We start from the raw sequence: 24,142 nt of genomic DNA on the forward strand, positions 1-24,142 counted from the left end.
CAGTCCTGTCTGAGCCACAGCGGAGCACAGCGACACAGTTCAGTCAGAGAAACGGATGTACAGTTGTTAGAAATTGTTTCAGGAGCATGACGGGGGCGCCGATATCGATGGGTCACTCCCGGGTAAACGACGCTGTCCCGTCGGGAAAGGCAAGCGACTCGAAGTCGGTGACTTCGGCGGCGGCTGGTAACTCATCGACAAGCGGCTCGGAGACGTGGAGCGTCGAGAGGTCCTGTGTGGTCTGTATCCAGACAATGCGGACGGTGTCAGGGTCGTAGCCGCCGAGCCCGGACAGCGCCGTCCGGATGGCGAACTCGTCGTCCGGCGCAACGAGGGGGAGCTTCGCCTTTGCCGTCGACCCGCTGGTGAGCGCGTTCGCGTACGTCTTCTGCAGGTCCAACTGGTCGAGGGCGGCCTGTCGGGTGATGTCAGCCAGCCCAATGCCGTTGCCGTTGCCCTTCGTCGCCTCGGTGAGTCCACGGGCGTACAGCAGCTTGATCGACGGCTCGTCGGGGTCCGGCGCGTTGAGAACGCGGTAACGGCCGATAACATTCGTGTCCATTCCCGCGCCGGAGACGTCCTTGCCGAGTTCGTCGACGACGAGCAGGTCGATGTCGTTGACCGGGAGCGTCGCCATCTCGTCGTAGGCCTGTTCCAGCAGCGCTGGCTCGCGGTCGGTGAACGAGCCCGCCGGAATCGCTTCGACGTGGGCCGTCTCCTCGTGGAAGTTCTCGACCAGCGCCACGCCGCCGACCAGCGGCAGCGCCGACTCGACAACCGGGAGTGCGGCTTCCAGCGCCTCCACGTACCCCTCCTTGATCGCTGTTGAGTGGAACGCCTTCGCGCCGTGTTGCTTGCCCAGCCCGACGACAGTCATCTTCGCCAGACCGCTCTCGATGCGGCCGCTGTAGTTGGTGTGGGGCTTCACCCGATTCACGACGACGACGGCATCCGCTTCCTGTGCCGCCGTCGAAACGTGGACCGGAAACGCTGTGTCACCGACAGTGACGGTGTCGACCTGTGCAGTGTCCATCCGGGCATCGATGGGGGCATCGAGGCGCGACTCCGTGACGCCCAGACTCTCCAGTACTTCGCGCTGTCCCTCCGGCGTTGCTCCGCCGTGACTCCCCATCGCCGGGACGATGACCGGCTCGAAGCCCCGGTCGCGGACAGCTTTGACGACAGCCTCGGCGATATCATCGATATGGTGAATGCCGCGGCTGCCGACGGCAACGGCAACGGTCGCGCCAGATTCCAGCCCATCGAAGTCGAGGCGGTCGAGTTCGGCCCGCGCCGCGGTCGACGGGTCGTCGACGGCGGCCGTCTCCGGCTCGTACTGGACGCGAGCGAAGTTCGGCAGCGGCTGTGGGTCAATGAGGGCGTCCACATCGCCTCGGTCGGGGAAGTTCATGTCAGAATATTATCGGCAAGCCATACAAAAACTCGGGTCACGCAACTCTATCGTGGCCGGGGACACGAACGGTCAGAAGCCCCTGTAGCGACAGGCTCCAGAGGATGCCGCTTTCAGTCCTGCAACAACAGCCGGACGGCGTCGGAAAGCTGGCCGACGCGAGCGGCGTGTTCGAAGGATTCCTCGCGGATACCGTTCGTGACGAGCGCGAATCCGACATTCAATTCAGGGTCGCCCCACCCGAACGAACTCCCGAGGCCGGCGTGGCCGAACATCCGTTCTTTGCTGGCGGCCCCGAACATATCGGCGGCCAGCCCGCCGGTCCAGACGCCGAGTCCGTAGCGGGCCGGGCGCGACAGCGTGCCGTCGGATTCGGTTTCGGCGTGGGTCGTGGTCGCCTCGTCAACGGTCGCTTCGGTCAGCAGTTGCGTCCCGTCCAGCGACCCACCGTTTGCGAGACAGGCGTAGAACCGGGCCATGTCCCGGGCGGTGCCGATGCCGTTGGCTGCGGGAATCACCGCCCGATGGGTCGCTTCCTGATTGAATGCGGCGGCGTACTCCGTAGCAGGGTCTTCGAGCCCTTCTTCGACGTCGTGACACCGCTCGGACGTCTCGTAGCCGGCCAGGGTCGCAACGGTGTCGGGCTCGTTGTCCCGCAGACCGATGCCGGTATGGTCCATCCCAAGCGGCTCGAACACGTGCTCCGCAACGTACTCCTCGGCCGGCTGGCCGCTACAGCGCCGGATGAGTTCGCCGACCAGCCAGCCGTAGTTGATTGCGTGATACGCCGGGGTCGTTCCGGGCTCGAACACGGGCTCGATATCTTCCATCGCCGCGACAACGGCATCCCAGTCGCCCCATCGCTCGGGCTGGTCGTCGAACTCGCCGAACGGGATACCGGCAGTGTGGCTGAGCACCTGCCGGACAGTGATCGATGCTTTCTGTGTGCCGTCGTCGGCAAACTCGGGCCAGTGTTCGACGACCCGGTCATCGTAGTCGAGTTCACCCTGTTCGACGAGTTGGTGCAGGCCGACGCCAGCGAACGGTTTCGTACAGGAGAACAGGAGGTGGCGCGTCTCGGGCGTCGTTTCGTCACCGTCGGGACCTGTGGAGCCACCGGCGAAGTCGACGACAAGGTCGCCGTCAACGTACACCGCCAACTGTGCGCCGTGGTGCAGTCCGACATCGAGCTGTCGGTCGAACTGGGCCCGAAGCTGTTCGATATCGTCCGCGCTAATCTGTGACATGGTCTGTGTTGAGTCCGGCCACGTAATAGAAGTTAGGTTCGGGTGCAAAATCGAACAGCGGATAGCTACTGGTTGCGTTCGGGCTGCCGAACTATCATAGTCAATTGTGCGAAACGTTGATCACACTGAGAAGTCACAATTCCGTATGCTCGAAAACAAGAACGGAACGTCCGAGGTGTCGACAACCCGGACATCGTTCGAGATTCTGGGGCTGATTCGGGACGCGAGTGGCGCGACAATCGCAGACATCCGGGCGGAGACGGACCTCGCAAAGAGCACGGTGTATCGGCACCTCAAGACGCTGCACGACATGGACTATCTCGTTGAGGAAGACGGGGAGTACCGGCTGTCGCTTCGGTTTCTGCAACTCAGCGAACCACCGCGGATACGGCGGCCAGGCTATCTCGTCGCCAAGCAGAAAGTCATCGAACTGGCGATAGAGACCGACGAGCGAGCCCTGTTTCTGGTCGCGGAGGGGTTCGAGGGCGTGTATCTGCACCGGGCCGGCGGCCGGAATCCGCTCCAGAGCGACACAATGATCGGCAAACGCCGGCCGTTGCACGCGCTCGCCTCAGGGAAAGCCATCCTCGCGGAGTGGACTGACGAACACATCGAGGAGTTCGCCGAAACCGCGTCCCTCGACGGGCTGACGGCGAACACGATTACCGACCGGGACGCGCTGCTCGAGGAACTCGAACAGATCCGCGAGCAGGGCTATGCGACCAATATGTCCGAGCACATGGATGGCCTGCGGGCGGCGGGCGTGCCGGTGTACAACCACGAGGACGACCTCATCGGCGCGCTGAGTGTCTTCGGCCCGAGCGGCCGGGTAAGCCAAGAGGACATCGAATCGACGTACCCCGATCTGCTGGAACGGAAAGCCAGCGAACTGAAAATCGACCTCACGTACGATTGAGAAGTGCTGTTTCACGCCGACGGGTCGTCCCACATACCGGAAGGTATCGGACAGCCGCCCTACTCGAAGGCCGGGATGCCAGTCAGGTCGTGTCCGAGGATTAGCGAGTGGATGTCGTGAGATCCTTCGTAGGTGTAGACGGTTTCGAGGTTCGTCAGGTGCCGCATCGGGGAGTAATCGGCCGTGATGCCGTTGCCGCCAAGCATCTCGCGGGCCACCCGTGACTGCTCGCGGGCCATCCGCGCGTTGTTTCGTTTTGCCATCGACACCTGTTCCGGACGGAGGTCGCCGCGTTCCTTCAGGTCGGCGAGCCGGTGGGCGAGCAGCTGGCCTAACGATATCTGGGTCGCCATCTCAGCGAGCTTCTCCTGCTGGAGCTGGTAGCCGGCGATCGGTTTGCCGAACTGCTCGCGGTCGGTGGCGTACTCATGAGCAGTCTCGAAACAGTCCATGGCGGCTCCGACCGTCCCCCAGGCGATGCCGTAGCGGGCCTGCGTGAGACAGGACAGCGGTCCTTTCATCCCCTCGACACCCGGCAGGACGTTCTCCTCGGGGACGCGGGCGTTCTGCAGGCTGATCTCACCGGTAATCGAGGCCCGCAGTGAGAGCTTTTCGTCTATCTTGTTCGTCGTCACGCCGTCACGCTCCGTTTCGACGAGGAAGCCCCGCACAGGGTTGCCATCGGCGGATGTGACTTTTGCCCAGACCACTGCGACGTCGCTGATTGGCGCGTTCGTGATCCACGTTTTCGAGCCGTTCAGGACGTAGCCGTCGGCGTCGCGCTCGGCCGTCGTCTCCATCGCTGACGGGTTCGAGCCGTGTTCGGGCTCGGTCAAACCGAAACAGCCCACCCGCTCGCCACTGCCGAGTGCTGGCAGCCATTCCTCCTTCTGGGCGTCGCTACCGTAGGCGTGAATCGGGTACATGACGAGCGCGCCTTGCACGCTGGCCATCGAACGCAGGCCGCTGTCGCCGGCCTCCAGTTCCTGCAACAGGAGGCCGTACGCCGTCTCACTGAGCCCCGGCAGGCCGTACCCATCAAGATTCGGGGCGTAAAATCCGAGTTCACCCATCTCGGTGATGAGGTCCGTCGGGAACGTGCCGTCGATCCAGTGTTGCCCGACGTCCGGCTTGACTTCGTTCTCGACGAACTCCCGGGCTGTGTCACGGACCATCCGCTCTTCCTTGCCGAGGTCGCCTTCGAGACCGAGGTAATCGATCATATAGGATCTGTGGCCGGGGTTCAATTAAGCGTTTGCCTGCTGCCAAAGTGGTAAAAGTCCGTGGCGCTGTCGATACTATGGAATGTCACAACCAGATAGCCAGACGGCGTGGGACCGACTGTACATCGACGGTGAGTGGAGAGACGCTGGCGCATCTGAGACGATTCCGGTGACTAACCCCGCGACAGGCGATGAGTTCGCGGCGGTACCCGCCGGAACGGAGGGCGATGTCAACGATGCCTATCAGGCAGCCGATGCGGCCCAGTCCGACTGGGCGGCGCTGTCGCGCGAGGAGCGCAACGAGTACGTCCAAGCGATGATCGGGGTGATGCAGGAACGACTCGACGAGATCATCGAACTGCTCGCGACGGAGTCGGGCAGTGTTCAGGCCAAAGCAACTGCTGAGGCCAACTTCGCAATGGCGGACTTCCAGAGCGCACTGGAGATGGTCCCGCCGGAAGAAGAGGTACGTGATTCGATGTATCACGAGGACAAGGACCATCACATCGTCCGCGAGCCCGCTGGCGTCGTCGGGATTATTTCCCCGTGGAACTTCCCGCTGCACCTCACGACACGAGCGCTCGGCCCCGCGCTCGCGCTGGGGAACACTGTCGTCATCAAGCCCGCAACAGACACGCCAATTACCGGCGGCCTCCTGCTTGCCGACATCGCCGAGGAAGCCGGCCTCCCGGACGGCGTCGTCAACGTCGTCACGGGCCACGGCTCCGACATCGGCGACCGGATGGCCGGCCACCCGACCGCCCGCGTGATGTCGTTCACCGGGTCCACGGCAGTCGGCAGGTCCGTGGCCAGTCAGGCCGGAGACGCGCTCGCCCTCCCGGCGCTTGAACTCGGTGGAAACGGACCGTTCGTCGTCACTGAGGACGCCGATATCGAGGCGGCCGCCAAGGCCGGCTCTGTCGGCGCGTTCGGGCATCAGGGACAGGTGTGTATCTCGATTAACCGCCACCTCGTCCACGAGGATGTCTACGATGAGTACGTCGAGAAGCTCGTCGAACACGCGGAGTCGCTGACTATCGGAAACCCACTTGACCAGGATGTGGAGTTCGGTCCGATCATCAACGAGAGCCAGGTCGACCAGCTCACCACGTTCATCGAGCAGACTGTCGATGCCGGCGCGACGCTGGAAACAGGTGGCGAGGCGGAGGACCTGTTCCTCGAGCCGACCGTCCTCTCAGGGTGTACCAACGATATGTCCGCGGCATGCAACGAGCACTTCGGCCCCGTCGCCCCGGTCATTCCCTTCGAGTCCGACGAGGAAGCCGTCGAACTCGCCAACGACACCGAGTACGGCCTCGCTGCGGGCGTGTACAGCGATGATATCGAACACGGCCGGTCCATCGCCGACCAGATCGACGCCGGGATGGTCCACGTCAACGACCATCCGATTCAGGACGAACCCAACGCCCCGTTCGGCGGGATGAAGAACTCCGGCCTCGGCCGGTACAACGGTGAGTGGATCATGGACGAACTGACCGAGACCAAGTGGATCTCCGTCCAGCACGAAGAGCGCGACTACCAGCTGCTCTGAACTGTCGATAGCGCCGTCAACGGCGTTGTGGAAATCTATGGTGGCCCCGTAACGCCTCAGAACTCGTCGATAACGGGGATGCCGACCGTCTCGTACTCGCCCATCGACGAGAGGGTCGCCGGCACGTCTTCGAGTGCAAGCGTCTCACCGACAATCTTTGAGGGGTTGAGCGTCCCGGCGTCGATGAGCCGGAACAGTTCGTCGTAGCGGATCGGCGGCATCCCGTAAGAGCCGTGGAAGTCGATTTCCTGCAGGGTCATCGTATCCACTGGCAGGGAGATTTCCCCGGCCTCTTCGTCAGTCGTGAGTCCGACCTGCACGTGGGTGCCCTGCTTGTCCAGCGACCCGACAGCATTGCGACACGTCTCCGCGATACCCAACGCGTCGATAGCCACATCGGCCCCGCCGTCCGTGACTGCATGAACCTCACCAGGAACGTTGTCCACCTCGGCAGCGTTGATTGTCGCCGCCGCGCCGAGGTCCTGTGCCCGGTCGAGTTTGCTGTCCTGCACGTCGATCGCAATCGGTTCGGCCCCCAGCGCATCGGCGATATGGACTGCCGAGAGTCCAACGCCGCCACAGCCGTGGATCGCGACGGCGTCGCCCGGCCTGAGATCCGCCCGGTCAGTCAGCGCGTGGTACGCCGTCATGAACCGACAGCCGAGCCCAGCCATCTCGGTGAAGTCGACCGCGTCCGGCAGCGTGACGCAGTTGAAGTCAGCTTCGCGAACAGGGAACGCCTCGGCAAACGCCCCCGGTGCGGCGTCGAGGAAGCCGAGCGGCATCGATGTCTCACAGATGTTGGCGTGCCCGCGCTGGCAGTACTGACACGACCCGTCGCCGAGGTGGAACGGAACTGTGACGCGATCTCCCTCGGAGAACTGTTCGACGTCCGCACCCACGTCGGCGACGACCCCGGCCGGCTCGTGACCAAGAATCTGCCCGGGACCGGTCTGGATGCCGAACCATTCCCAGTCCCCCTGCCAAGCGTGCCAGTCGCTCCGGCAGACCCCGCAGGCTTCGGTCTCGATGACGACTTGGTCCGGCTGGGGCTCCGGATAGGGCACGTCCTGAATCGTGAGCGGTTCGCCGTGCTCCTCAATGACAGCTGCTCGCATACCACAATCATCACAGGGGTATCATAAATATTTATTCGCGATTGGGGCTGTTGTGGCTGGAGCCGTACGATGGCTGCACACTACCGAGAACGCCGCCGTCGATAGTGTGTCTGACAGCCAAAAGCTCCGCCACGCTTCAGCCGAATTACGTCGCCGGGGCGTTCTCGGCGACGGTTTCGATGACCGACTCGTCAACGTACTCGTCACGGAGCGTCTGCTTGGAGAATTTCCCGGTCGCACCCTTGGGGATCCCATCGACCAGACGGATGGCGTCGGGGACCCACCACGACGGATAGGACTCGGCGACGAGGTCTTTGATTTCCTGACGGAGCGCGGCTTCATCGGACACAGCGTCGCGTGTGACGACGAACGCGGCAGGGCGTTCGTCCCACCGCTCGTGGGGAACAGGGACAACTGCGGCTTCGACGACTTCGTCATGACCCATAACCGCGTTTTCGACCTCGACGCTGGCGATCCACTCGCCGCCGCTCTTAACCAAGTCATCCATCCGGTCGACCACGTCGACGTACCCCTCCGGGCTCACCCGGACAATGTCACCGGTTTTGAACCAACCGTCGTCGGTGACGGCCTGTTCGGTCGCGTCGGGAGCGTTGTAGTACTCCTGTGTGACCCACGGGCCACGCATCCAGAGTTCGCCCAGCGACTCGCCGTCCCAAGGCACTTCCTCGCCGTCGGTGTTGACGACTTTGAACTCCAGCCCGGCAATCGGGAGCCCCGCGGAGTGGCTCCGCAGGTCGAACAGTTCCTCCTCCGGCAGGTCCGTCATTCCGGGCTTGGGCTCGTAGGCGTGGGTGACTGGTGATGTCTCGGTCATGCCGTAGCCGGAGATGAGGTCCACATCGAACTCCTGCTTGTAATCTTCCATCAGTGACCGCGGCGTCGCGGACCCGCCGCTGGTGAAGTACCGAACCGAGGAGAAATCCACGTCGGTGTCACGGGCGTACTCCAGCAGGTCCATGAAGACGGTCGGGACCGCTGCGGAGACGGTCACGTCCTCTTCGTCAATGAGCTTCGCTAGATCCTCGGCCGATGGATTCGGCCCGGGGAGGACCGTCTTAGCGCCGGCAGCGATAGTCGTGAACGGGCGACACCAGCCGCTGACGTGGAACATCGGGACGTACGTTAGCTCCACGTCGTCGGTCTTGATTCCGGCCTGACTGGTCATCAACGACATGACCTGTGTCCAGTACATCTTCTGGGTGTACTCGACGCCTTTCGGCTTGCCTGTTGTCCCGGACGTGTAGCACATCCCCGCCGGCTGGTCCTCGGGCAGTTGCGGGAAGGAGTAATCGGGGTCGCCGTCGGCGATGAACGATTCGTAATCGACGACTGGCCCCAGCGACGTTTCGGGGACGGTGTCGCCCATCACGATGTACTGCTCGACGGACGCGAAGGCCTCCTCGTCGTAGGCACCTTCGAGCTTTTCTAGCATGACGGGGTCGACGATGAGGATCTCGTCCTCGGCGTCGGCTACGATGTGCTGGATGTGCTCGTCGGGCAGGAGGAGGTTAATCATGTGGACCTGTGCGCCCATGCAGGCGACCCCGTAGTAGGCTTCCTGGTGCCAGTGATTGTTCCAGGCGAACGTCCCGACTCTGTCGCCGCGTTCGATGCCCGCCTGTTCGAGGGCAGAGGCTAGCTTCCGTACGCGTTCGGCGTAGTTCGCTATCGTGTACCGGTGAATCCCCTGATGTGTCCGCGAGACGATCTCGCTGTCGGGGAACACGTTCTCGCCACGCCACAGGAATGACCGGAGGTTGAGTGGTGCACCACCTGGCATACTCCGTGTCAACACACACCGATATGTTAAAACTAGCCCTGCTATCTGTGGTGGCCTGTGGCGTGCCATCTCCATTCGTGGCCAGCGCTGACTGAAACTGTAAACCAGCGGTAAATTTATACCGGGGCCGTGTGAAGCGACCCCATGCAGCTACCACAGAGGGATATCCGATGAGCGAATCCGTACTGCTCGCCATCGACGACGGCATCGCCACGCTGACGCTGAATGAACCGGAGATGCGGAACGCGCTCACACAGCCTGTGTACGACGCGCTGGAGCGCCACCTCGACACTATCGAGACAGCGTCCGATGTTCGATGTGTCGTCATCGAGGGCACTGGCGAGTCGTTCTCGGCCGGCGGCGGCATCGAGGGGATGAGCGAGCGGCTCACGAACGACGACCCGACCGACGACGCCGTCAGCGAACTGGCCCGGCGGACCCGCGACACCATCGCCAGAGTCGTCGCACTGCCGGTCCCGACCGTCGCGAAGGTCGACGGGTCGGCCGTCGGGGCCGGCGCGAACCTCGCGATCGCCTGTGACATCCAGCTGGCGAGCGAGTCGGCCAGCATCGGCTTCGTGTTCCGGCAGGTCGGCCTCAGCGTCGACGCCGGCACGTCGTATCTGCTCCCACGAGTCGTCGGGACAAACGTCGCAAAGGAACTCGTGTTCACCGGCGAGATTCTGGACGCCGAGCGAGCCACGGAACTGGGCCTGTTTAACCACGTCTACGACGCCGAAGCGTTCGAGTCCGAAGTCGCGGCGACTGTCAGCCGCATTGCCAATGGGCCAACCATTGCCCTCCGGCATTCCAAGCGGCTGCTTCAGGACGGTCTGGAGAAGTCTTTCGACCGCGCCCAGCGCGACGAGGCGACGGCCCAGGGCATCGTCTTCGAGACAGTCGACCACGAGGAGGGTGTCGAGGCGTTCCTGACCGACCGCCGGCCAGAGTTCGTCGGACGGTGAACACGACCCCCAGCTTTTCATGATACCGAACCCAATCAGCGACCATGACTGAGCACAGCAGCGACTACTACCAGCGGCTGGTCGACGAAAGTGCGCTCGAAGAGTTTCTTACGAGGGAGATAGGGCCGGTCGAGACGTTCAACGTTGCGCGCCACGAGCAGGGCCACTCCAACGAGACGCTGTTTGTCACCTGGGGTGACCGTGAGCTGGTCGTCAGGCGGCCCCCGCCGGGCCAGACCGCCGAGACAGCCCACGACGTGTTGCGGGAGTATCGCGTCATCGACGCACTGCAGGACACAGCCGTACCGGTCCCGCCGACGGTGACGGCCTGTGACGATCAGTCGGTCATCGGCAGCGATTTCTACGTCATGGCCCGCGTCGAGGGGACCGTCATCCGAGACGACGAGCCAGCGCGCTTCGGGAACGACGACGCCCGGGCGGCAGTCGGCACCGAGCTGGTCGACACCCTCGCGGCTATCCACGAGGTTGATACCGAATCCGTCGGCCTGTCAGACCTCGGTCGTGCAGACGGGTATGCGAAGCGGCAGGTCGCGCGCTGGGGGAAACAGCTGGCCTGGGCGTTCGAGCGGACGGCCGAATCCCGCACTGTCCCTGAACTGGAGCGGGTCGGCTCGTGGCTCCAGGACGAGTGCCCTGACGACCATCCAGAGACGCTGGTTCACGGCGATTACAAGCTCGACAACGTGATGTTCGGCCCCGGTGACGACCCGGACCTCGCCGCCGTCTTCGACTGGGAAATGGCGACGCTGGGCGACCCACGGGCCGATCTCGGCTGGCTGCTCTCGTACTGGCGTGACGCCAAGGACCCCGAGCCGGAGATTCCCGACCTCGCGATGGAGTTCATCGAAGCACCGGGCTACCTGACCCGGACGGACCTGGTCGACCGCTGGGAAGCCCAGACCGGCCTGACGTTCGAACACGAGCGGTTCTATCGGACGCTCGCCGTGTACAAGCTCGCCGCCCTCGGTGAGATGTTCTACCGCCGCTATCTGGAAGGCAACGCTGACGACCCGTTCTATCCATTGATGGAGAACCGTGTCCCGGCGCTGGCCGACCGTGCGATTCGGATTATCGAAGGCGACGAACCGCTCTAACAGAGAAGATATAAGAGCCGATTTGCGTGTCGAAGTCCCGGCAGATGGCAGCAACCCCATACACAGCTCGCCGGGGGCTTTCTGGCTGGTAATAATCGTCGACGTATTGCGACACAAAACGGACGCTAGGGGGATGATTGATATGTGTTGCAGCAGACACTACGCGTATGCCAGCTGATCAGGCAGAGATAGCGACAGTGGCAGTGCTCGGTGCGGGAACGATGGGCCACGGTATCGCCGAGGTCACGGCGATCGCCGGCTACGACGTCGTGCTGCGTGACATCGAGGCGGACATCGTCGAGGACGGCTACGAGGAAATCGAGTGGTCGCTCGAAAAGCTCGCCGAGAAGGGGCGACTCGACGAGGACCCCGACGACGTGGCGGCGCGGGTCGCGACGACGACCGATCTGGAAGCGGCGGTGAGCGACGCGGATCTGGTCATCGAAGCCGGCCCGGAACAGCTCTCAGTGAAACAGGACATCTTCGAGTCCGTCGACGCCGCAGCGCCCGAAGATGCGCTGCTGGCGACGAACAGCTCCTCGCTGTCCATTACGGAGATCGCCGCAGCGACGGAGCGGCCGGACTCGGTGCTGGGACTACACTTCTTCAATCCGCCGGTGAAGATGGACCTCGTCGAAGTCATCTACGGTAAGGCAACGACCGACGAGACAGCCCAGCGCGGCTACGAGTTCATCGAATCTCTCGGCAAGACGCCGATCTACGTCCGCAAGGACGTGCGTGGGTTCGTCGTCAACTCCGTCCTCGGGCCGTTCATGAGCGAGCCAGCCTGGATGGTTTCGGCGGGCGAGGCGACCATCCGGCAGGCCGACGCCGCGATGGTCCACGAGCGGGGCTACCCGATGGGCCCGTTCGAACTCGGCGACCTGACCGGCATCGACATCGGTTACCACGTCCGGACGGAGGCCGGGAGACCGGTGCCGCCCATCATGGCGGAGAAGGTCGAAAACGAAAACCTCGGCCGCAAGACCGGCAAGGGGTACTACGACTATGACGACGGCGGCGGCCCGGAGTACGTCCCCGAGGATGCCGAGGGGTTCGACCACCGCCGCGTCGAAGCGGTGATGGCGAACGAGGCCGCAAAGCTCGTCGGCGACGACGTAGCGACGGCAGAGGCCATCGACACGGGGATGCGACTCGGGGCGGGCTTCCCCGAGGGAACCTGCCGCCGGGCCGACGACATCGGCCTCGACAGGGTCCTCGAAAAACTCCGGAAGCTCCACGACGAGCACGGCGACGACCGCTACGAGCCGGCGGAGTACCTTGTTGAGCTCGTAGAAGCCGGCCACACCGGCACGGAAGCGGGCCGGGGCTTCCACGAGTACGACACCGGCGACGGCCCGGGCGACTACCACACGATTAACTGGGAACTCGATGACGATGGCCTGCTAGAAGTGGAACTCGACCGCCCATCGCGAATGAACGCTATCAGCGAAACCCTCGCGGACGAGGTCGTCGACCTGCTTTCGTCGGTTGACGAGGACGATGTCCGGGCCGTCGTGTTCGAAGGGGCCGGCGACCGCGCCTTCTCTGCCGGAGCCGACATCTCCGGCTTTGCGGACCGCGACCCAGCACAGACCTCAGAGCCGACAGCAGTGTTCACGACGGTCGCCGAGTACCCCCGGCCGACACTGGCGCGCATCGACGGCTACTGTCTCGGCGCGGGGCTGGAACTCGCCCTTGCCTGTGACCTCCGGCTAGCGACGACCGACTCGGAGTTTGGCTTCCCCGAAATCACGCTCGGCCTGCTCCCCGGCGGCGGTGGGACACAGCGTGCGATCCGAATGTTGACCGACGCCCGAGCGAAAGAACTCGTGTTCCGCGGCGAGCACATCTCCGCCGAGCGGGCGGCCGACTGGGGACTCATCAACCGGGCCGTCGACGCCGACGAGTTCGATGACGTGGTCGAAGAGTTCGTTTCGGACCTCGTTTCCGGGCCGCCGATTGCTCTGCGGAAGGCCAAGCGTGTGATGAACGAAGGAGCCGACGAGAGCCTCGACGCCGGCCTCGAAATGGAGAGCCAGGCCTTTGCGCTCCTGCTGACGACTGACGACGTAGCGGAAGGGACGGCGGCCTTTGCGGCCGACCGCGAACCGGAGTTCGAGGGAGAGTAGCGACCGTTGCCGCTGACGGCCCTATCCTACTCGCGGTAGCGACGCACTGGCTCCAGTTCCTCGCTGTCCACGTCCTCGAAGGCCTCGCGGGCGATGGTCCGAAGATGGACCTCATCGGCCCCGTCGACGATGCGGAACGTCCTGACCAGTTCATAGAAGTCCGCCAGCGGGAGGTCCCGGCCGATGCCGTTGCCGCCACAGAACTGGACAGCAGTGTCGATGGCGTCCTGCGTCGCTCGGGCGGCGAACACTTTGCTCATCGACACCTCGACGCGGGCTTCCTTGCCGGCAGCGATGGCGTCAGCGGCGGCCCGGACCAGTGCCCGCGCGGCCTGAATCTGTGTCTCCTGTTCGGCGATTTCAAACCGGACGTGCTGTTTGTCGGCCACGGAGTCGCCGAAGGCCTGCCGCTCGGTGGTGTAGGCCTTGGCGATGGACAGCGCCCGCTCAGCCATCCCCGAGAAGCGCATACAATGGGTGAGCCGCGCCGGGCCGAGCCGTTGCTGGACGTGCTGGAAGCCGTTGCCTTCCTCGCCCAGCAGGTGTTCTTCGGGGACGCGAACGCCGTTGAACTCGATTTCGGCGTGGCCCTTCGGGTCGCCCTGGCTGCCCATATGCGGGACGTTCCGGACGATGTCCACGCCGTCGGCGTCGGCCGGGACGATGAACACTGAACACCCCTCATACGGGTGTACGTCCTCGTCCGTCCGAGCGAAGACGAGCAGAATATCGGCGTCAACGCCACCGGTTGTCCACCACTTGTGGCCGTCGATGACCCACTCGTCGCCGTCTTTCTCTGCAGTGGTTCGAATCATCTTCGGATCGGAGCCCGCGCCCTGCATCGGCTCCGTCATTGCAAAGCCCGACTGTATCTCGCCTTCGACGAGTGGGTCGAGGTACTCCGATTTCTGGAGCGCCGTCCCTTGCATCTCCAGCAGATGCATATTGCCCTCGTCGGGCGCGTCGACGCGCATCGCAATCGGGCCAAGGAGGCTTCGCCCCGCTTCCTCGAATGTCGGCAACACATCACGGAAATCGTAGCCCATCCCGCCGTGTTCCTCGGGAATTTGTGGGGCGTACACGTCGTACTCCCGTGCGGCAGCGCGGAGGTCGCGAACTGTTGCATCGGAGATAGCCGTCCCGCCCGCGAGCTCTCGCTCCCGCGGAATGACGACCTCGTCCATCAACGCTCGGGCACGCTCGGCAAGCGCAGTCGCGGCCTCGGAATCGGTGAACGATATCATGGCACATTCTCGCTCTCGCACGTCGTCATCATAAGTGTTGGAGCACAGCGAACGAGTGGTCGGTCGTTTATTTTCCAGAGCTGTGCCCTGGGACACCCATCACGATGCACCCACGGACTCAGAGCGTCGGCGGTAGTTTCATACCCGGGCCAGTCCAAGCCGCTGCCGTGAGCGAGAGTCCAGACGTCGAGGCCGTCTTCTGGGACATCGGGGGCGTGATCCTCCGGATGGCGTCCGTCCGGGCGGCCCACCGCGAGTTTGTCGACCGCCTGTGTGCGGAGTACCCGGCGACTACAGATTCAGACGCGGCCCTCGAACGATGGCGGGATGTTCTCGGAACGTACTTCGGCGAGCGCGAGGGGACAGCGTTCCGGCCAGCCCGCGAAGGCTACCGGCGGGCAGTCGATGAGATTCTGACAGTCAGTCCCGAGGAAACCGAGTGGGAATCACTGTTTCAGGAAATCCGTAACGAACAGGTCGAGCCCAACCCCGACGCCGTCGCGGCCATCGATGATCTGGCAGACGCGCCGCTCCATCAGGGCATCATCAGCGATGTGGACGACGACGAGGGTGAGCAACTCCTTCGGACCTTCGGCGTCTGGGACGCGATGGATTCGTACACCGCCTCGGAGTCCGTCGGTCGAACCAAGCCGGACCCGGCGATGTTCGAAACGGCTCTCGGAAAAGCCGGAGTCGAACCGGCACAAGCTGTGATGATCGGTGACCGCTACGAGCACGATATGGACGGCGGAACACGGGCCGGGCTGTGGACGGTTGCCTACGGGGCCGAGGACGGACCCGCCGTGGATATCGCCTTCGACGACCTCCGAGAGCTGCCGGACTGGCTTGGCGTCTTGGAGTGAAACTGCGGCTTCGACCGTCGGTACTGGAACTCCCAGCGCTCAGATATCAGGCGTCTCTTCGAGCCGTGGGACACCGGCGGCGGTGATGGTCTGGCCAACGATGTACGACGACGCCGGGCTGGCGAGGAACAGCGCGATGTCGGCGATTTCCTCCGAGAGGCCGATGCGGCGCTCGACGGCCTCGCGGTCGATGTTGTCGGCGCTGACGCCCATCTGTGACTCCACGCCCGGCGTGGCGACGAAGCCCGGCGCGATGCAGTTGATGCGGATGTCGCGGTCAGCCCACTCCGCCGACAGCGTCGACGTGAGATTGCTGACGCCGGCCTTTGCGGCCCCGTAGTGGCTCATATACGGTGCGCCCTGTTCTCCGGCGACGCTGGAGAGGTTGATGACCGTCCCACCGCCGTCCGTGGCTAGCGCGTCCCCGGCCGCCTGCGTGCAGTGGTAGGTCCCGTGGAGGTTGATGTCGACGATGGTTTTCCAGCCGTTCTCGCTGATGTCGTCGAACCCGGACATGAAGCTCGCGCCGGCGTTGTTCACGAGCACGTCCAGTCCGCCGAACTCGTCGACGGTCGCTTCCACAAGCGCCTCGACGGCCTCGCGGTCTGTCACGTCGCATTCGATAGCGACCGCTTCGCCGGGCCGGTCGCTGTCGTTGATTTCGTCGGCTACCGGTCCGACGTTGTCCTGTTCGCGCGAGCAGACAACCACATCGGCCCCGTCGGCCGCGAACTCCTCCGCGATTGCCCGGCCGATGCCGCTCGATGCACCTGTGATAATCGCCCGCTGATCCTCCAGGCGAAACCGCTCTGTGTGTGGCTTTGACATCGCATCGAACATCTCGGGCATCCGCAATAAAGCTACGTCCTGAACGCTCTCTGCCGGGTTCCGTTGAATATAGTTGAACAGTCAGAACAGCCTGTAGACGCTGTGTTTCCCTGTGGTGGTGTCGCGAGTAACCGGCGAGCCCCGGTAGGATTAACACCGGTGCGGGACACGGTTCCGACGTGTATGTCCAGCAACAGTAGCGGACCGCAGTCCCGGGACCGGCGGGTACGAACGCGGCAGTGCCGACTTGACCAGCAACCGAAGCGCCGTTCCACGGCCGCTTGCGAGGGCCAGTAAGATGACCGGCGAGTTCGACGCAGTCGACGTTGGCGATAGCTTCACCACCTCGGGACGGACTATTACCGAGGCCGACGTGGTCAACTTCGCGGGTGTCAGCGGGGATTTCAATCATCTCCACACGAATGCCGAGCGGATGGCCGACTCGGGGTACGGCGAGCGTATCGCCCACGGCGCGCTGGTGTTTTCGGTCGTCACTGGCCTCCTATGGCAGGCCCGCGACGAGGCCGAAAAGCGGCACATGGTCGCGTTCTACGGCATCGACCGGCTTCGGTTCATCAAGCCGGTGTTCCTAGGAGATACCATTCACGTCGAGGCTGAGATTGTCGACACGGAACGGCGGGACCACCCGGTTGCGACGGGCGTCGTCCGGACCGAAGTCACCGCGCTGAATCAGGCCGACGAAGCTGTTTTCTCGGCCGAGTTCCTGACGCTCCGTCGGTAGGCCGGCTGTCGAATCAGTGACAGCGTCGGCAGTCCGTCTGTCGCGGCCTCACAGCACGCGGTCGGCGATGATGTTCTTCTGGATCTCGCTGGTCCCCTCGTAGATCTTGGTGATGCGGGCGTCGCGGTAGTACCGCTCGACGTTGTGGTCGGTGACGTAGCCCGCGCCGCCGTGGACCTGAATCGCCGCGTCGGCCAGTTCGTTCGACGGGGGTGCAAGCGACGATGCAATCGCCGGCTACGCCGCACAGGTCAACATTGAGGACGCACTCAACGACAACCATAGCACCCTGCATCACGCCGATGTTCGCTGCCTCGAAATTGAGAAAGCGCTGGCAACAGAGCCGGACCTCCTCTTGCTCGATGAACCCTTCCCGGGTTGAACCAATCGGAGGTCCGGCAACTCTCCGAGCAGTTCGAATCGTTCCGCGAGGACCACGATGCCATCCGGGCTGACCTGAAGATGGTGTATGATCTGTTCCCGCGGCTCGATGATCGTCGGGACCAGCAGGCCAGACCATGAGCGGCGGCGAGCAGCAGATGCTGGCCATTGGACGGGCACTGATGGACGACCCGGAGCTACTCGTTCTCGACGAGCCGACGCTCGGGCTGGCCCCCGTTATCATCGACAACATCGGTGACGCTATCGAGACGCTGAACGACCAAGTCCAGACACTCCTGCTCGTCGAGCTGAACGCTACGTTCCCGCTGCGCCACGCCCACCGGCTCTCGCTGCTGGAATCCGGCCGGGTCAAACTCAGTAGCTCCGCGGCGGAGTTTCAGGATAACGACTACATCACGGAGGCATACGTCGGCATCCACTGAGCGGGCGCTGGTGAGGTAAATGAAGGGCATGGTACACCATGCCTGTCGCCGGCTGGCAGTCCCGCAGTCGCGGTTCGCTGCCGATAATTCACATTTTCGAACACGTGCTGTGACAGTGGGAGCGGCGGATGGCCACCTACCGACTACAGCGCCCCGCGAAATATGCGCATCTGTTGCTGTACGCGCGTGCTGGTATTTTCCGCATCACCTTGTTCCATCGTCGGCAAACGCAAAGCAACCGGAAACAAACACAATCGAAGCGCTGTCGTTCCGTATGCTGAAACTGACGGTGTTCCACGACACCGTGGCTCGCCCGGAGCCCGGTCCAGCGCGAGAGACAGGAGACTGTTCAGTATAGAGTGATAATAACCGTACTTTTGTTATCCAGGCGGAGAAGAGCGGGCAGCCTGCCTCGTTAACCGTGTGTCGCCTCTCGTTCGATTTATCTGAACCATTAGCACAGAGCAGTGCATCTTCGATGAAGTGTGCGATTACCGAGGCTATAGTACCAGACTCGGCCAGAGATGCAAGTCCAAATAAGCAATATATATCGAAGTAATTTGGAACTACGAGGCTCGATAAGATTTTTTATTTTTATACCCACGTATTGGTTTCCAGACTTGTGAAGAGTATATCTCAATTCTAGCTTATAGAGGTATATGGGGGCAACACAATGATATCCATACAACTCGGTTTTGCAGTGAAACAGCCGTCAGATGGGGCTGTTGTAAGAGATATGGAAACGCATTTCTACAAGTGTGCATATATTTGCTGCCATGGGAGACGAAGACGACATCGAAGGCGAGGCCGTGTCAGTATCGATGGAGATATCGGGGAATTACGACGAAGTTATGTCGAAACTGGCGACAGAAGATGAGGGATCGACATCGCTCGTCTCACTACTCGACGACCTCGAACAGTTGCTCGACACGGTGGTCCGGATGGACGGTGGGACACGCAGCGCAATCGCCCAGCAACTGCCCGAGGATATGACCGTCTCCTTCGACGCGCAGGCAGTCGTCGACACGCTTCAGGTGCTCGAACGCTACGACCTTGTTGTCCTCGAAGGCAACACCTGGAAGCCAGGCCCGAAACTCACCACCGAAGAATAAGGACCACTTCGGCGGACCCGTCGTGGGCCGACTCGTTTCACACCAGACCGGTGTCGTGATGTCCCACGACCCAGCCAGTAGCGGTTGGCTAGTCCGTCGCAAACGGACAGTAATGGCCGAAGTCGACAACCGTAAGACCCGCCAGTGTACCAGTTGCGGTGTTCAACGACGACGCATGTCGGTCGGTGTGGACAACGTTCAGTAGCGGCCTCCTGCTGCCCAGTTCACCGACGGTCAGCAAATAAAGAGCTATATAACAAATATCGGATGGCGCGGAGCACTGTCTGCGAGCACATTGGGTGCTCGTACTCTCCCGACGCCCACCGTCTCATGCTCCCCTGTACGGGACGGTTTCACGCCGGGTTTGCCCACCCGGCATTGGTCTTTGATACGCCCATTACACAACTGCAGGTCCTGAGCCGGGACCGCAAACCGCGTTGGCAGCCCGAAACTGGCTGTGACACCAGCTATCTTGTGGCTGACAGGCCAGCTTTCGCATGCAGGCCGCACTCTCGTGGACGAACAGGCAGTAGCAAAGACCGTAATGTCACAGCCCCTCACTGACGCAGCACATCTGAGCGAGCGGGAACGCGAGTGTCTGAAACTGTGTCGAGAAGCAGTCGACGTGTGCGAGTGGTGTGCCGACGAGTGTGCGGAACTCGACGGCATGACCGAGTGTATTCGGCACTGTCATGACGTGACGGACGTTGCAGCCCTCCACTGCAAGCTCCTCGCGCGAGGGTCATCACACCGAGAAGCGATGGCCGGGCTCTGCGCGACAGTTTGTCGGGAGTGTGCCAAAGAGTGTCAGCAGCACGACCACGACCATTGCCGTACCTGTGCGGAGGTCCTTTCAGAGTGTGCTGAGGCCTGTGAAGCGATGGTCAAATAACGGCGACCGACGGCACGAACGAGCAACACGGTTTGTCACCGCCTCCCCGTTCGGGCTCGAATGCAAAAACAGTCGTAGCACGATACCCCGGTTTCTGACCGTCTGTCTGTTACAGGTCCGTGCTGAGACGGATCTGATCCTCGGTGATGGTGTCGACGGCATCAGTCTGCAGCGGGTAACCGTCATCGGCGTCGGTGTCTTCCCAGCCGAGTTTCGTCAGGAGTGTCGTTTTCAGCCCGGGATCAGGGTCAACGTAGGCGGTGCCGTATCTGTACCCGCTGACGATGCCGATTTCGTCGCCGGTACTCGTGACAACTGTCTTGCCGACATCGTCGTCGGTCAACTGGATCGTAGACATTGCAGTCGTCGCTACCGGCGGGACGCGCATCACCGACGTGCTTGCACACGCAGCCGCCAATCGGGCGGCGAAACGGTCACGTGGCCACCGACCCGTAATAGTCAACGGAAAGACATACTAGCGTGCCACTCCCAGTTCGGGTATCTATGCCCACCATCGTCTCCGGGACGGTTCCGGCCAGCGACCTGGCGCTCAATCACTCGCTGGAACAGTTACCGGAGTTGCAGTTCGAAATCGAGCGGATCGTCACGAGCGGTGACGACGCACTCATGCCGATGCTGTGGGTCCGTGGGAGCCAGCGCGAGGACATCGAGCAAACACTCGAAGCGGACCCCTCCGTTGACAACGTCGAACTGCTGGGCGACTTTGAGGACGAGTGGCTGTTCAGGATGGAGTGGATCGACCACGTCGACCTCATCGTTCAGATGCTCACTAACTCAGAGGCGACGATTCTCGATGCCGTAGGCCAGGGAACGGCCTGGAAACTGCGCGTACTGTATCCGCGGCGCTCGCTGTTCTCCAAGACACACGACTTCTGTGCAGAGCACAACCTCGCCTTCGAGGTCTCCTCGATCCGGGAACTCGACGAAGACCCGGCGGGTCGCTACGGACTTACGTCGGCCCAGTACGAGATTCTCGCCGAGGCGTCCGACCGCGGCTACTTCGAGGTGCCCCGCGAGGTAGATTTGTCAGAGCTCGCCGACGCGCTGGGTATAACACACCAGGCAGCCTCCGAGCGGCTCAGACGCGCGACCGACGCCCTTGTCGAGGACGTGCTGTTTGTCGATTTCGACTGACGCACGGACCGTGCATCGTTGCCGGCGCTACGTTTCCCCGCTTGAAGACCGACGGCGGCGAGAGAGGTAGACACCGAGTACAACGAGCCCGAAGGCCAGCGTCCGGCGAGACCGGAGTCGACTGCCGGAGCCTGAACGCGAGCCGACCGGTTCGTCGTCCCCGCCAGACGACGCCGACTGGTCAGCGTCTGTGCTGTCCGACGAGTCCGCTTTGGCGTGTCTCTCCGGAGTCGCGGCCGCTTTTCCAACTTCAGCGTTTCCGTCCCCGGTCTGAGCCGCGTCCGCGAGTACCTCCTGTACCGCTTCCTTGACCGGTCGTTTGATGGCTTGTTCCGCGCTGGACTGCAGACGCCCGGCGACCCGGGGCCGCAGTGACGATGATTCGCTCATGTGGCGACTGGATAGACCGGAGGAACCAGAAGGAAGCTACTGCCTGCCAATGCAAGACTCGACGCGGCCGCCCACAGATGCTACCAGTCCAGCGTCGCATTAACGACGACACCGAGCAGCAACACGATGGCAGCCAGATACAGCGCCGTGACGAACAGGAGCAGCGCGCCGAGGTAGCCGTATGCCGCGTACTGACCGGCAGTCCCAGCGTAATAGAAAAATCCGACCTGGATGGTGATCCAGCCCGCCGCGGCAAACAGCGCTCCCGGGGCGACGTGTGTAAGCGAGGTTTCGACGGGTGGCAGAACGTAGTATATCGGGACGAACGCGATAACGAGGGCGGCAAATGCAGCGAGGTTGCCGACCAGCATCGGATACGGGACCTGAAACTGGACGTACGTGAGTGCGACGCTAGTGGCCGACAGAAAGACGACAGCACCGAGGAGCACGCCCATTACGATTGCGCTGCGGACGAGTCGAGCCAGCAGCGATATCTCCGCGACTTCGCAATACACCTGGGTAAAGGCGACGGAGAGGCCGCGGAACACCTTGCTGCCGCTCCAGACGACGAACACCAGACTCAGGGTTCCGGTCGCCCCATGGCCGCGCGTGTTCTCAAGCAACTCTGTCAGAATCATCTGACCGTTCTCTGAGAGGACCGTCCGAAGCAGTTCCAACAGCGTCGCGGTGCCCCCAAACGTAGAGAGCACAGCGAGCAAGAGCGCGAGGAGCGGGACGATCGACGCAATCGCATAGTAGGCGATGCTGGCTCCCATAAACGGGACGTTCTCATCGCGGGCCCGCTGAACGATCTCGTGTCCGGTTGCGATACCGCTCATCGGTATCTGGGGCGCGTTCCAGTGATGGTGACTGTGATCGATAGCTGGTCGGGGCTCACAGTACATGGGTCGCGAGCCACGGGAATAGAACGAAAGCCTGCGATGGCAGGTATTGTGTGAGCCGGTGTCCGCCGCGGACTGATTGGCAGTTCCGGTGTGGACCACAAGGTCCGAGAGGTGTCTGACACCTTCTCATATTCTGATACGAAGATAGCCGATAAATGTCTGAATCCATATGTTTTCTATTGCCAGAATGATCAGATACAGTATATGAATTCGGGGACTTCAGCGTTGTTCTAGATGGAATTCTGAGACATATTTCGCTGCGTCAGCCGTTGTTTACCGTTGTCAAAAGTATATGCAATCGTAAACTTTCATCCAGCGGCGACTACCAGCGATGGTGGACGTCGTCGAAGACGTACTCTTCGTAGCTGTCCCGCACCGCGCCATGAACCTGATTTGAGAGCGGGTCCATCTCGCTGACCGCCGCGTTCGCCCGGACGTGGTCCGGCGAGGTGGAGCCGGGGATGACAGTCGACACCGCATCGTGGTCCAAAATCCAGCGTAGCGCCATCTGAGCCATCGTCATCCGCTCGGGGACGTGCTCGCGGAGTTCGTCGACAGCGTCAAAGCCCGCGTCGACCGGGAGGCCAGCGAAGGTCTCACCGCGGTCGAACGCCTCGCCCTCGATGTTGAAGTTCCGGTGGTCGTTCTCGGGAAACTCCATGTCCCGGGAGAGCTTCCCGGTCAGGAGCCCGGAAGCCAGCGGGACGCGGACGATGACACCGATGTCGCGGCGCTTGGCTTCCTGAAAGAATAGCTCCGCGGGTCGCTGACGGAACATATTGAAAATTATCTGGACCGTTTCGATTTCCGGATACTCGATGGCTTTCAGCGCTTCCTCGACGCGTTCGACGCTGACGCCGCAGTGAGCGACTTTCCCCTCGGCTTGCAGCCGTGAGAGGGCGTCGAACGTCTCGGGCTGGTAGTAGGCGTCAGTCGGCGGACAGTGCAGTTGCAACAGTTCCAGTGTATCAGTCCCGAGGTACTCACGCGAGCGGTCGACGTGCCCGGAGAGGTTGTCGTAGTTGTAGCGGTCGGCCGTATGTGGGTCGAGCCGGCGGCCGGCCTTCGTCGCGACGGTCACTTCGTCGCGGACCCCGCGTTCGTCGAGCACGTCTGCGATGCGCTGCTCGCTGAAGCCGTCACCGTACACGTCGGCGGTGTCGATGAAATCGACGCCAGCGTCGAGCGCGGTCCGGATCGTTTCCCGACCCTCCTCCGCCGAGACGTCGCCCCAGTCACCACCGATGTTCCAGGTCCCCAGTCCAACGTCTGTCACGTCGTACCCTGTCGTCCCTAGCTGTCGTCGGTTCATGGACGACCGTACCGTCGGCGGTCACTTGGTGGCTGTGGTACGCGGCAACAACCTGAAAAAAGGGCAGTGTAGCCCGATAGCAGGCAGTCCGGTGGACGTGCCAACGTGGACGCCGGGGGCTACGTGAGCCACTTCGTCCGGCGGATGTCGTACGCACCGCAGTCCGGACACGAGTGGTACTGAACGTCGAACGACGCCTGGCACACCAAACAGGTGTATCGGCGTCTCGGTTCCTCCCCAGGGGACGCAGCGTTATCGAACAATCCCATCGACGACCACACGCCAGCTTAGCAGTACGAGAGTAAAAACAGGGTAGATTGTTCACACCTTTCACACCAGTGGCGTCTGGCGATTGTGATTATGGAGTAGGGTAGTGGCAGCTGGTGACTGACAGC

The 24,142-nt window shown here is 62.6% G+C and carries 21 protein-coding genes and 2 pseudogenes; 11 read left to right on the top strand and 12 right to left on the bottom strand.

What is annotated here, in order from left to right; all coding sequences use genetic code 11:
- Positions 1-112: 112 nt before the first annotated feature.
- Together ACODNH_RS07255 and ACODNH_RS07260 are read right to left on the bottom strand one after the other, a co-directional pair.
- Positions 113-1,411, bottom strand: coding sequence for a DUF362 domain-containing protein (locus tag ACODNH_RS07255; protein WP_306708773.1), 1,299 nt, complete (start codon positions 1,409-1,411; stop codon positions 113-115).
- A 113-nt stretch (positions 1,412-1,524) separates the two neighbouring features.
- Positions 1,525-2,658, bottom strand: a complete 1,134-nt coding sequence (locus ACODNH_RS07260; RefSeq protein WP_306708775.1) for a serine hydrolase domain-containing protein — start codon at positions 2,656-2,658, stop codon at positions 1,525-1,527.
- 145 nt (positions 2,659-2,803) lie between these two features.
- Between ACODNH_RS07260 and ACODNH_RS07265 the strand changes: the two genes are divergently transcribed.
- Positions 2,804-3,574 carry an IclR family transcriptional regulator gene (locus ACODNH_RS07265; protein WP_306708777.1) on the top strand — a complete coding sequence of 257 codons (771 nt, stop codon included), beginning with the start codon at positions 2,804-2,806 and terminating at the stop codon, positions 3,572-3,574.
- Positions 3,575-3,633: 59 nt separating this feature from the next.
- On the opposite strand, the gene ACODNH_RS07270 is transcribed toward ACODNH_RS07265, so the two are convergent.
- Positions 3,634-4,797 (bottom strand): acyl-CoA dehydrogenase family protein, encoded by a 1,164-nt coding sequence (locus ACODNH_RS07270; protein ID WP_306708779.1) that lies wholly within the window; start codon positions 4,795-4,797, stop codon positions 3,634-3,636.
- A gap of 82 nt (positions 4,798-4,879) precedes the next feature.
- Here ACODNH_RS07270 and ACODNH_RS07275 point away from each other — a divergent pair, with 82 nt between their 5' ends.
- The gene (locus ACODNH_RS07275; protein ID WP_306708781.1) at positions 4,880-6,349 is read left to right on the top strand and encodes an aldehyde dehydrogenase family protein; all 1,470 of its coding nucleotides are present in this window, start codon (positions 4,880-4,882) and stop codon (positions 6,347-6,349) included.
- 56 nt (positions 6,350-6,405) lie between these two features.
- Here ACODNH_RS07275 and ACODNH_RS07280 read toward each other — a convergent pair whose 3' ends face one another.
- Together ACODNH_RS07280 and ACODNH_RS07285 are read right to left on the bottom strand one after the other, a co-directional pair.
- Positions 6,406-7,467 carry a zinc-dependent alcohol dehydrogenase family protein gene (locus ACODNH_RS07280; RefSeq protein ID WP_306708782.1) on the bottom strand — a complete coding sequence of 354 codons (1,062 nt, stop codon included), beginning with the start codon at positions 7,465-7,467 and terminating at the stop codon, positions 6,406-6,408.
- Between the two features lie 145 nt (positions 7,468-7,612).
- Positions 7,613-9,268 carry a long-chain-fatty-acid--CoA ligase gene (locus tag ACODNH_RS07285; protein ID WP_434531196.1) on the bottom strand — a complete coding sequence of 552 codons (1,656 nt, stop codon included), beginning with the start codon at positions 9,266-9,268 and terminating at the stop codon, positions 7,613-7,615.
- A 170-nt stretch (positions 9,269-9,438) separates the two neighbouring features.
- Between ACODNH_RS07285 and ACODNH_RS07290 the strand changes: the two genes are divergently transcribed.
- The 3 genes from ACODNH_RS07290 (at position 9,439) to ACODNH_RS07300 (ending at position 13,480) form a co-directional block, all read left to right on the top strand.
- Positions 9,439-10,233 (top strand): enoyl-CoA hydratase-related protein, encoded by a 795-nt coding sequence (locus tag ACODNH_RS07290; RefSeq protein ID WP_434531197.1) that lies wholly within the window; start codon positions 9,439-9,441, stop codon positions 10,231-10,233.
- Positions 10,234-10,277: 44 nt separating this feature from the next.
- Positions 10,278-11,348: a phosphotransferase family protein gene (locus tag ACODNH_RS07295; protein WP_434531198.1), complete on the top strand. Its 1,071-nt coding sequence runs from the start codon at positions 10,278-10,280 to the stop codon at positions 11,346-11,348.
- A gap of 167 nt (positions 11,349-11,515) precedes the next feature.
- Positions 11,516-13,480 (top strand): 3-hydroxyacyl-CoA dehydrogenase/enoyl-CoA hydratase family protein, encoded by a 1,965-nt coding sequence (locus tag ACODNH_RS07300; protein WP_434531199.1) that lies wholly within the window; start codon positions 11,516-11,518, stop codon positions 13,478-13,480.
- A gap of 26 nt (positions 13,481-13,506) precedes the next feature.
- On the opposite strand, the gene ACODNH_RS07305 is transcribed toward ACODNH_RS07300, so the two are convergent.
- Positions 13,507-14,724 (bottom strand): acyl-CoA dehydrogenase family protein, encoded by a 1,218-nt coding sequence (locus ACODNH_RS07305; protein ID WP_434531200.1) that lies wholly within the window; start codon positions 14,722-14,724, stop codon positions 13,507-13,509.
- Between the two features lie 167 nt (positions 14,725-14,891).
- Here ACODNH_RS07305 and ACODNH_RS07310 point away from each other — a divergent pair, with 167 nt between their 5' ends.
- Positions 14,892-15,587: an HAD family hydrolase gene (locus tag ACODNH_RS07310; RefSeq protein WP_434531201.1), complete on the top strand. Its 696-nt coding sequence runs from the start codon at positions 14,892-14,894 to the stop codon at positions 15,585-15,587.
- A 39-nt stretch (positions 15,588-15,626) separates the two neighbouring features.
- Here ACODNH_RS07310 and ACODNH_RS07315 read toward each other — a convergent pair whose 3' ends face one another.
- A complete protein-coding gene (locus ACODNH_RS07315; protein WP_306708796.1) occupies positions 15,627-16,436 on the bottom strand; it encodes an SDR family NAD(P)-dependent oxidoreductase in 810 nt (269 codons plus the stop codon).
- A gap of 277 nt (positions 16,437-16,713) precedes the next feature.
- Between ACODNH_RS07315 and ACODNH_RS07320 the strand changes: the two genes are divergently transcribed.
- Positions 16,714-17,157, top strand: coding sequence for a MaoC/PaaZ C-terminal domain-containing protein (locus ACODNH_RS07320; RefSeq protein WP_004591128.1), 444 nt, complete (start codon positions 16,714-16,716; stop codon positions 17,155-17,157).
- 48 nt (positions 17,158-17,205) lie between these two features.
- On the opposite strand, the pseudogene ACODNH_RS07325 reads toward ACODNH_RS07320, so the two are convergent.
- A pseudogene (locus ACODNH_RS07325) lies at positions 17,206-17,358 on the bottom strand (acyl-CoA dehydrogenase family protein); the annotation flags it as partial.
- Between the two features lie 222 nt (positions 17,359-17,580).
- Here ACODNH_RS07325 and ACODNH_RS07330 point away from each other — a divergent pair.
- From ACODNH_RS07330 to ACODNH_RS07340, 3 genes and pseudogenes are all read left to right on the top strand, one after another.
- Positions 17,581-17,981 (top strand): annotated as a pseudogene (locus ACODNH_RS07330) (ATP-binding cassette domain-containing protein); the annotation flags it as partial.
- 776 nt (positions 17,982-18,757) lie between these two features.
- Entirely contained in the window at positions 18,758-19,093 is a 336-nt protein-coding gene (locus ACODNH_RS07335; RefSeq protein WP_306708804.1) for a hypothetical protein, read from the top strand.
- Positions 19,094-19,637: 544 nt separating this feature from the next.
- The gene (locus ACODNH_RS07340) at positions 19,638-19,985 is read left to right on the top strand and encodes a four-helix bundle copper-binding protein (RefSeq protein WP_306708807.1); all 348 of its coding nucleotides are present in this window, start codon (positions 19,638-19,640) and stop codon (positions 19,983-19,985) included.
- A 109-nt stretch (positions 19,986-20,094) separates the two neighbouring features.
- On the opposite strand, the gene ACODNH_RS07345 is transcribed toward ACODNH_RS07340, so the two are convergent.
- Positions 20,095-20,343, bottom strand: a complete 249-nt coding sequence (locus ACODNH_RS07345) for a PRC-barrel domain containing protein (protein ID WP_369815292.1) — start codon at positions 20,341-20,343, stop codon at positions 20,095-20,097.
- A gap of 146 nt (positions 20,344-20,489) precedes the next feature.
- Between ACODNH_RS07345 and ACODNH_RS07350 the strand changes: the two genes are divergently transcribed.
- On the top strand, positions 20,490-21,140 hold the full coding sequence (locus tag ACODNH_RS07350; protein WP_306708811.1) for a helix-turn-helix domain-containing protein: 651 nt from the start codon (positions 20,490-20,492) through the stop codon (positions 21,138-21,140).
- Positions 21,141-21,167: 27 nt separating this feature from the next.
- Here ACODNH_RS07350 and ACODNH_RS07355 read toward each other — a convergent pair whose 3' ends face one another.
- The 3 genes from ACODNH_RS07355 to ACODNH_RS07365 form a co-directional block, all read right to left on the bottom strand.
- On the bottom strand, positions 21,168-21,530 hold the full coding sequence (locus ACODNH_RS07355; protein WP_306708813.1) for a hypothetical protein: 363 nt from the start codon (positions 21,528-21,530) through the stop codon (positions 21,168-21,170).
- 80 nt (positions 21,531-21,610) lie between these two features.
- Positions 21,611-22,435, bottom strand: coding sequence for a YihY/virulence factor BrkB family protein (locus ACODNH_RS07360; protein ID WP_306708815.1), 825 nt, complete (start codon positions 22,433-22,435; stop codon positions 21,611-21,613).
- 322 nt (positions 22,436-22,757) lie between these two features.
- Positions 22,758-23,747 carry an aldo/keto reductase gene (locus tag ACODNH_RS07365; protein ID WP_306708817.1) on the bottom strand — a complete coding sequence of 330 codons (990 nt, stop codon included), beginning with the start codon at positions 23,745-23,747 and terminating at the stop codon, positions 22,758-22,760.
- Between the last annotated feature and the right edge of the window lie 395 nt (positions 23,748-24,142).

Origin of the sequence: Haloarcula sp. NS06, from assembly GCF_051122755.1 — an archaeon.
In the GTDB taxonomy this organism is placed as follows: domain Archaea; phylum Halobacteriota; class Halobacteria; order Halobacteriales; family Haloarculaceae; genus Haloarcula.

Coding starts and splice junctions, on each gene's coding strand:
- ACODNH_RS07255 (WP_306708773.1), bottom strand. CDS start 1,411: ATGAACTTCCCCGACCGAGGCGATGTGGACGCCCTCATTGACCCACAG.
- ACODNH_RS07260 (WP_306708775.1), bottom strand. CDS start 2,658: ATGTCACAGATTAGCGCGGACGATATCGAACAGCTTCGGGCCCAGTTC.
- ACODNH_RS07265 (WP_306708777.1), top strand. CDS start 2,804: ATGCTCGAAAACAAGAACGGAACGTCCGAGGTGTCGACAACCCGGACA.
- ACODNH_RS07270 (WP_306708779.1), bottom strand. CDS start 4,797: ATGATCGATTACCTCGGTCTCGAAGGCGACCTCGGCAAGGAAGAGCGG.
- ACODNH_RS07275 (WP_306708781.1), top strand. CDS start 4,880: ATGTCACAACCAGATAGCCAGACGGCGTGGGACCGACTGTACATCGAC.
- ACODNH_RS07280 (WP_306708782.1), bottom strand. CDS start 7,467: ATGCGAGCAGCTGTCATTGAGGAGCACGGCGAACCGCTCACGATTCAG.
- ACODNH_RS07285 (WP_434531196.1), bottom strand. CDS start 9,268: ATGCCAGGTGGTGCACCACTCAACCTCCGGTCATTCCTGTGGCGTGGC.
- ACODNH_RS07290 (WP_434531197.1), top strand. CDS start 9,439: ATGAGCGAATCCGTACTGCTCGCCATCGACGACGGCATCGCCACGCTG.
- ACODNH_RS07295 (WP_434531198.1), top strand. CDS start 10,278: ATGACTGAGCACAGCAGCGACTACTACCAGCGGCTGGTCGACGAAAGT.
- ACODNH_RS07300 (WP_434531199.1), top strand. CDS start 11,516: ATGCCAGCTGATCAGGCAGAGATAGCGACAGTGGCAGTGCTCGGTGCG.
- ACODNH_RS07305 (WP_434531200.1), bottom strand. CDS start 14,724: ATGATATCGTTCACCGATTCCGAGGCCGCGACTGCGCTTGCCGAGCGT.
- ACODNH_RS07315 (WP_306708796.1), bottom strand. CDS start 16,436: ATGCCCGAGATGTTCGATGCGATGTCAAAGCCACACACAGAGCGGTTT.
- ACODNH_RS07320 (WP_004591128.1), top strand. CDS start 16,714: ATGACCGGCGAGTTCGACGCAGTCGACGTTGGCGATAGCTTCACCACC.
- ACODNH_RS07335 (WP_306708804.1), top strand. CDS start 18,758: ATGGGAGACGAAGACGACATCGAAGGCGAGGCCGTGTCAGTATCGATG.
- ACODNH_RS07340 (WP_306708807.1), top strand. CDS start 19,638: ATGTCACAGCCCCTCACTGACGCAGCACATCTGAGCGAGCGGGAACGC.
- ACODNH_RS07345 (WP_369815292.1), bottom strand. CDS start 20,343: ATGTCTACGATCCAGTTGACCGACGACGATGTCGGCAAGACAGTTGTC.
- ACODNH_RS07350 (WP_306708811.1), top strand. CDS start 20,490: ATGCCCACCATCGTCTCCGGGACGGTTCCGGCCAGCGACCTGGCGCTC.
- ACODNH_RS07355 (WP_306708813.1), bottom strand. CDS start 21,530: ATGAGCGAATCATCGTCACTGCGGCCCCGGGTCGCCGGGCGTCTGCAG.
- ACODNH_RS07360 (WP_306708815.1), bottom strand. CDS start 22,435: ATGTACTGTGAGCCCCGACCAGCTATCGATCACAGTCACCATCACTGG.
- ACODNH_RS07365 (WP_306708817.1), bottom strand. CDS start 23,747: ATGAACCGACGACAGCTAGGGACGACAGGGTACGACGTGACAGACGTT.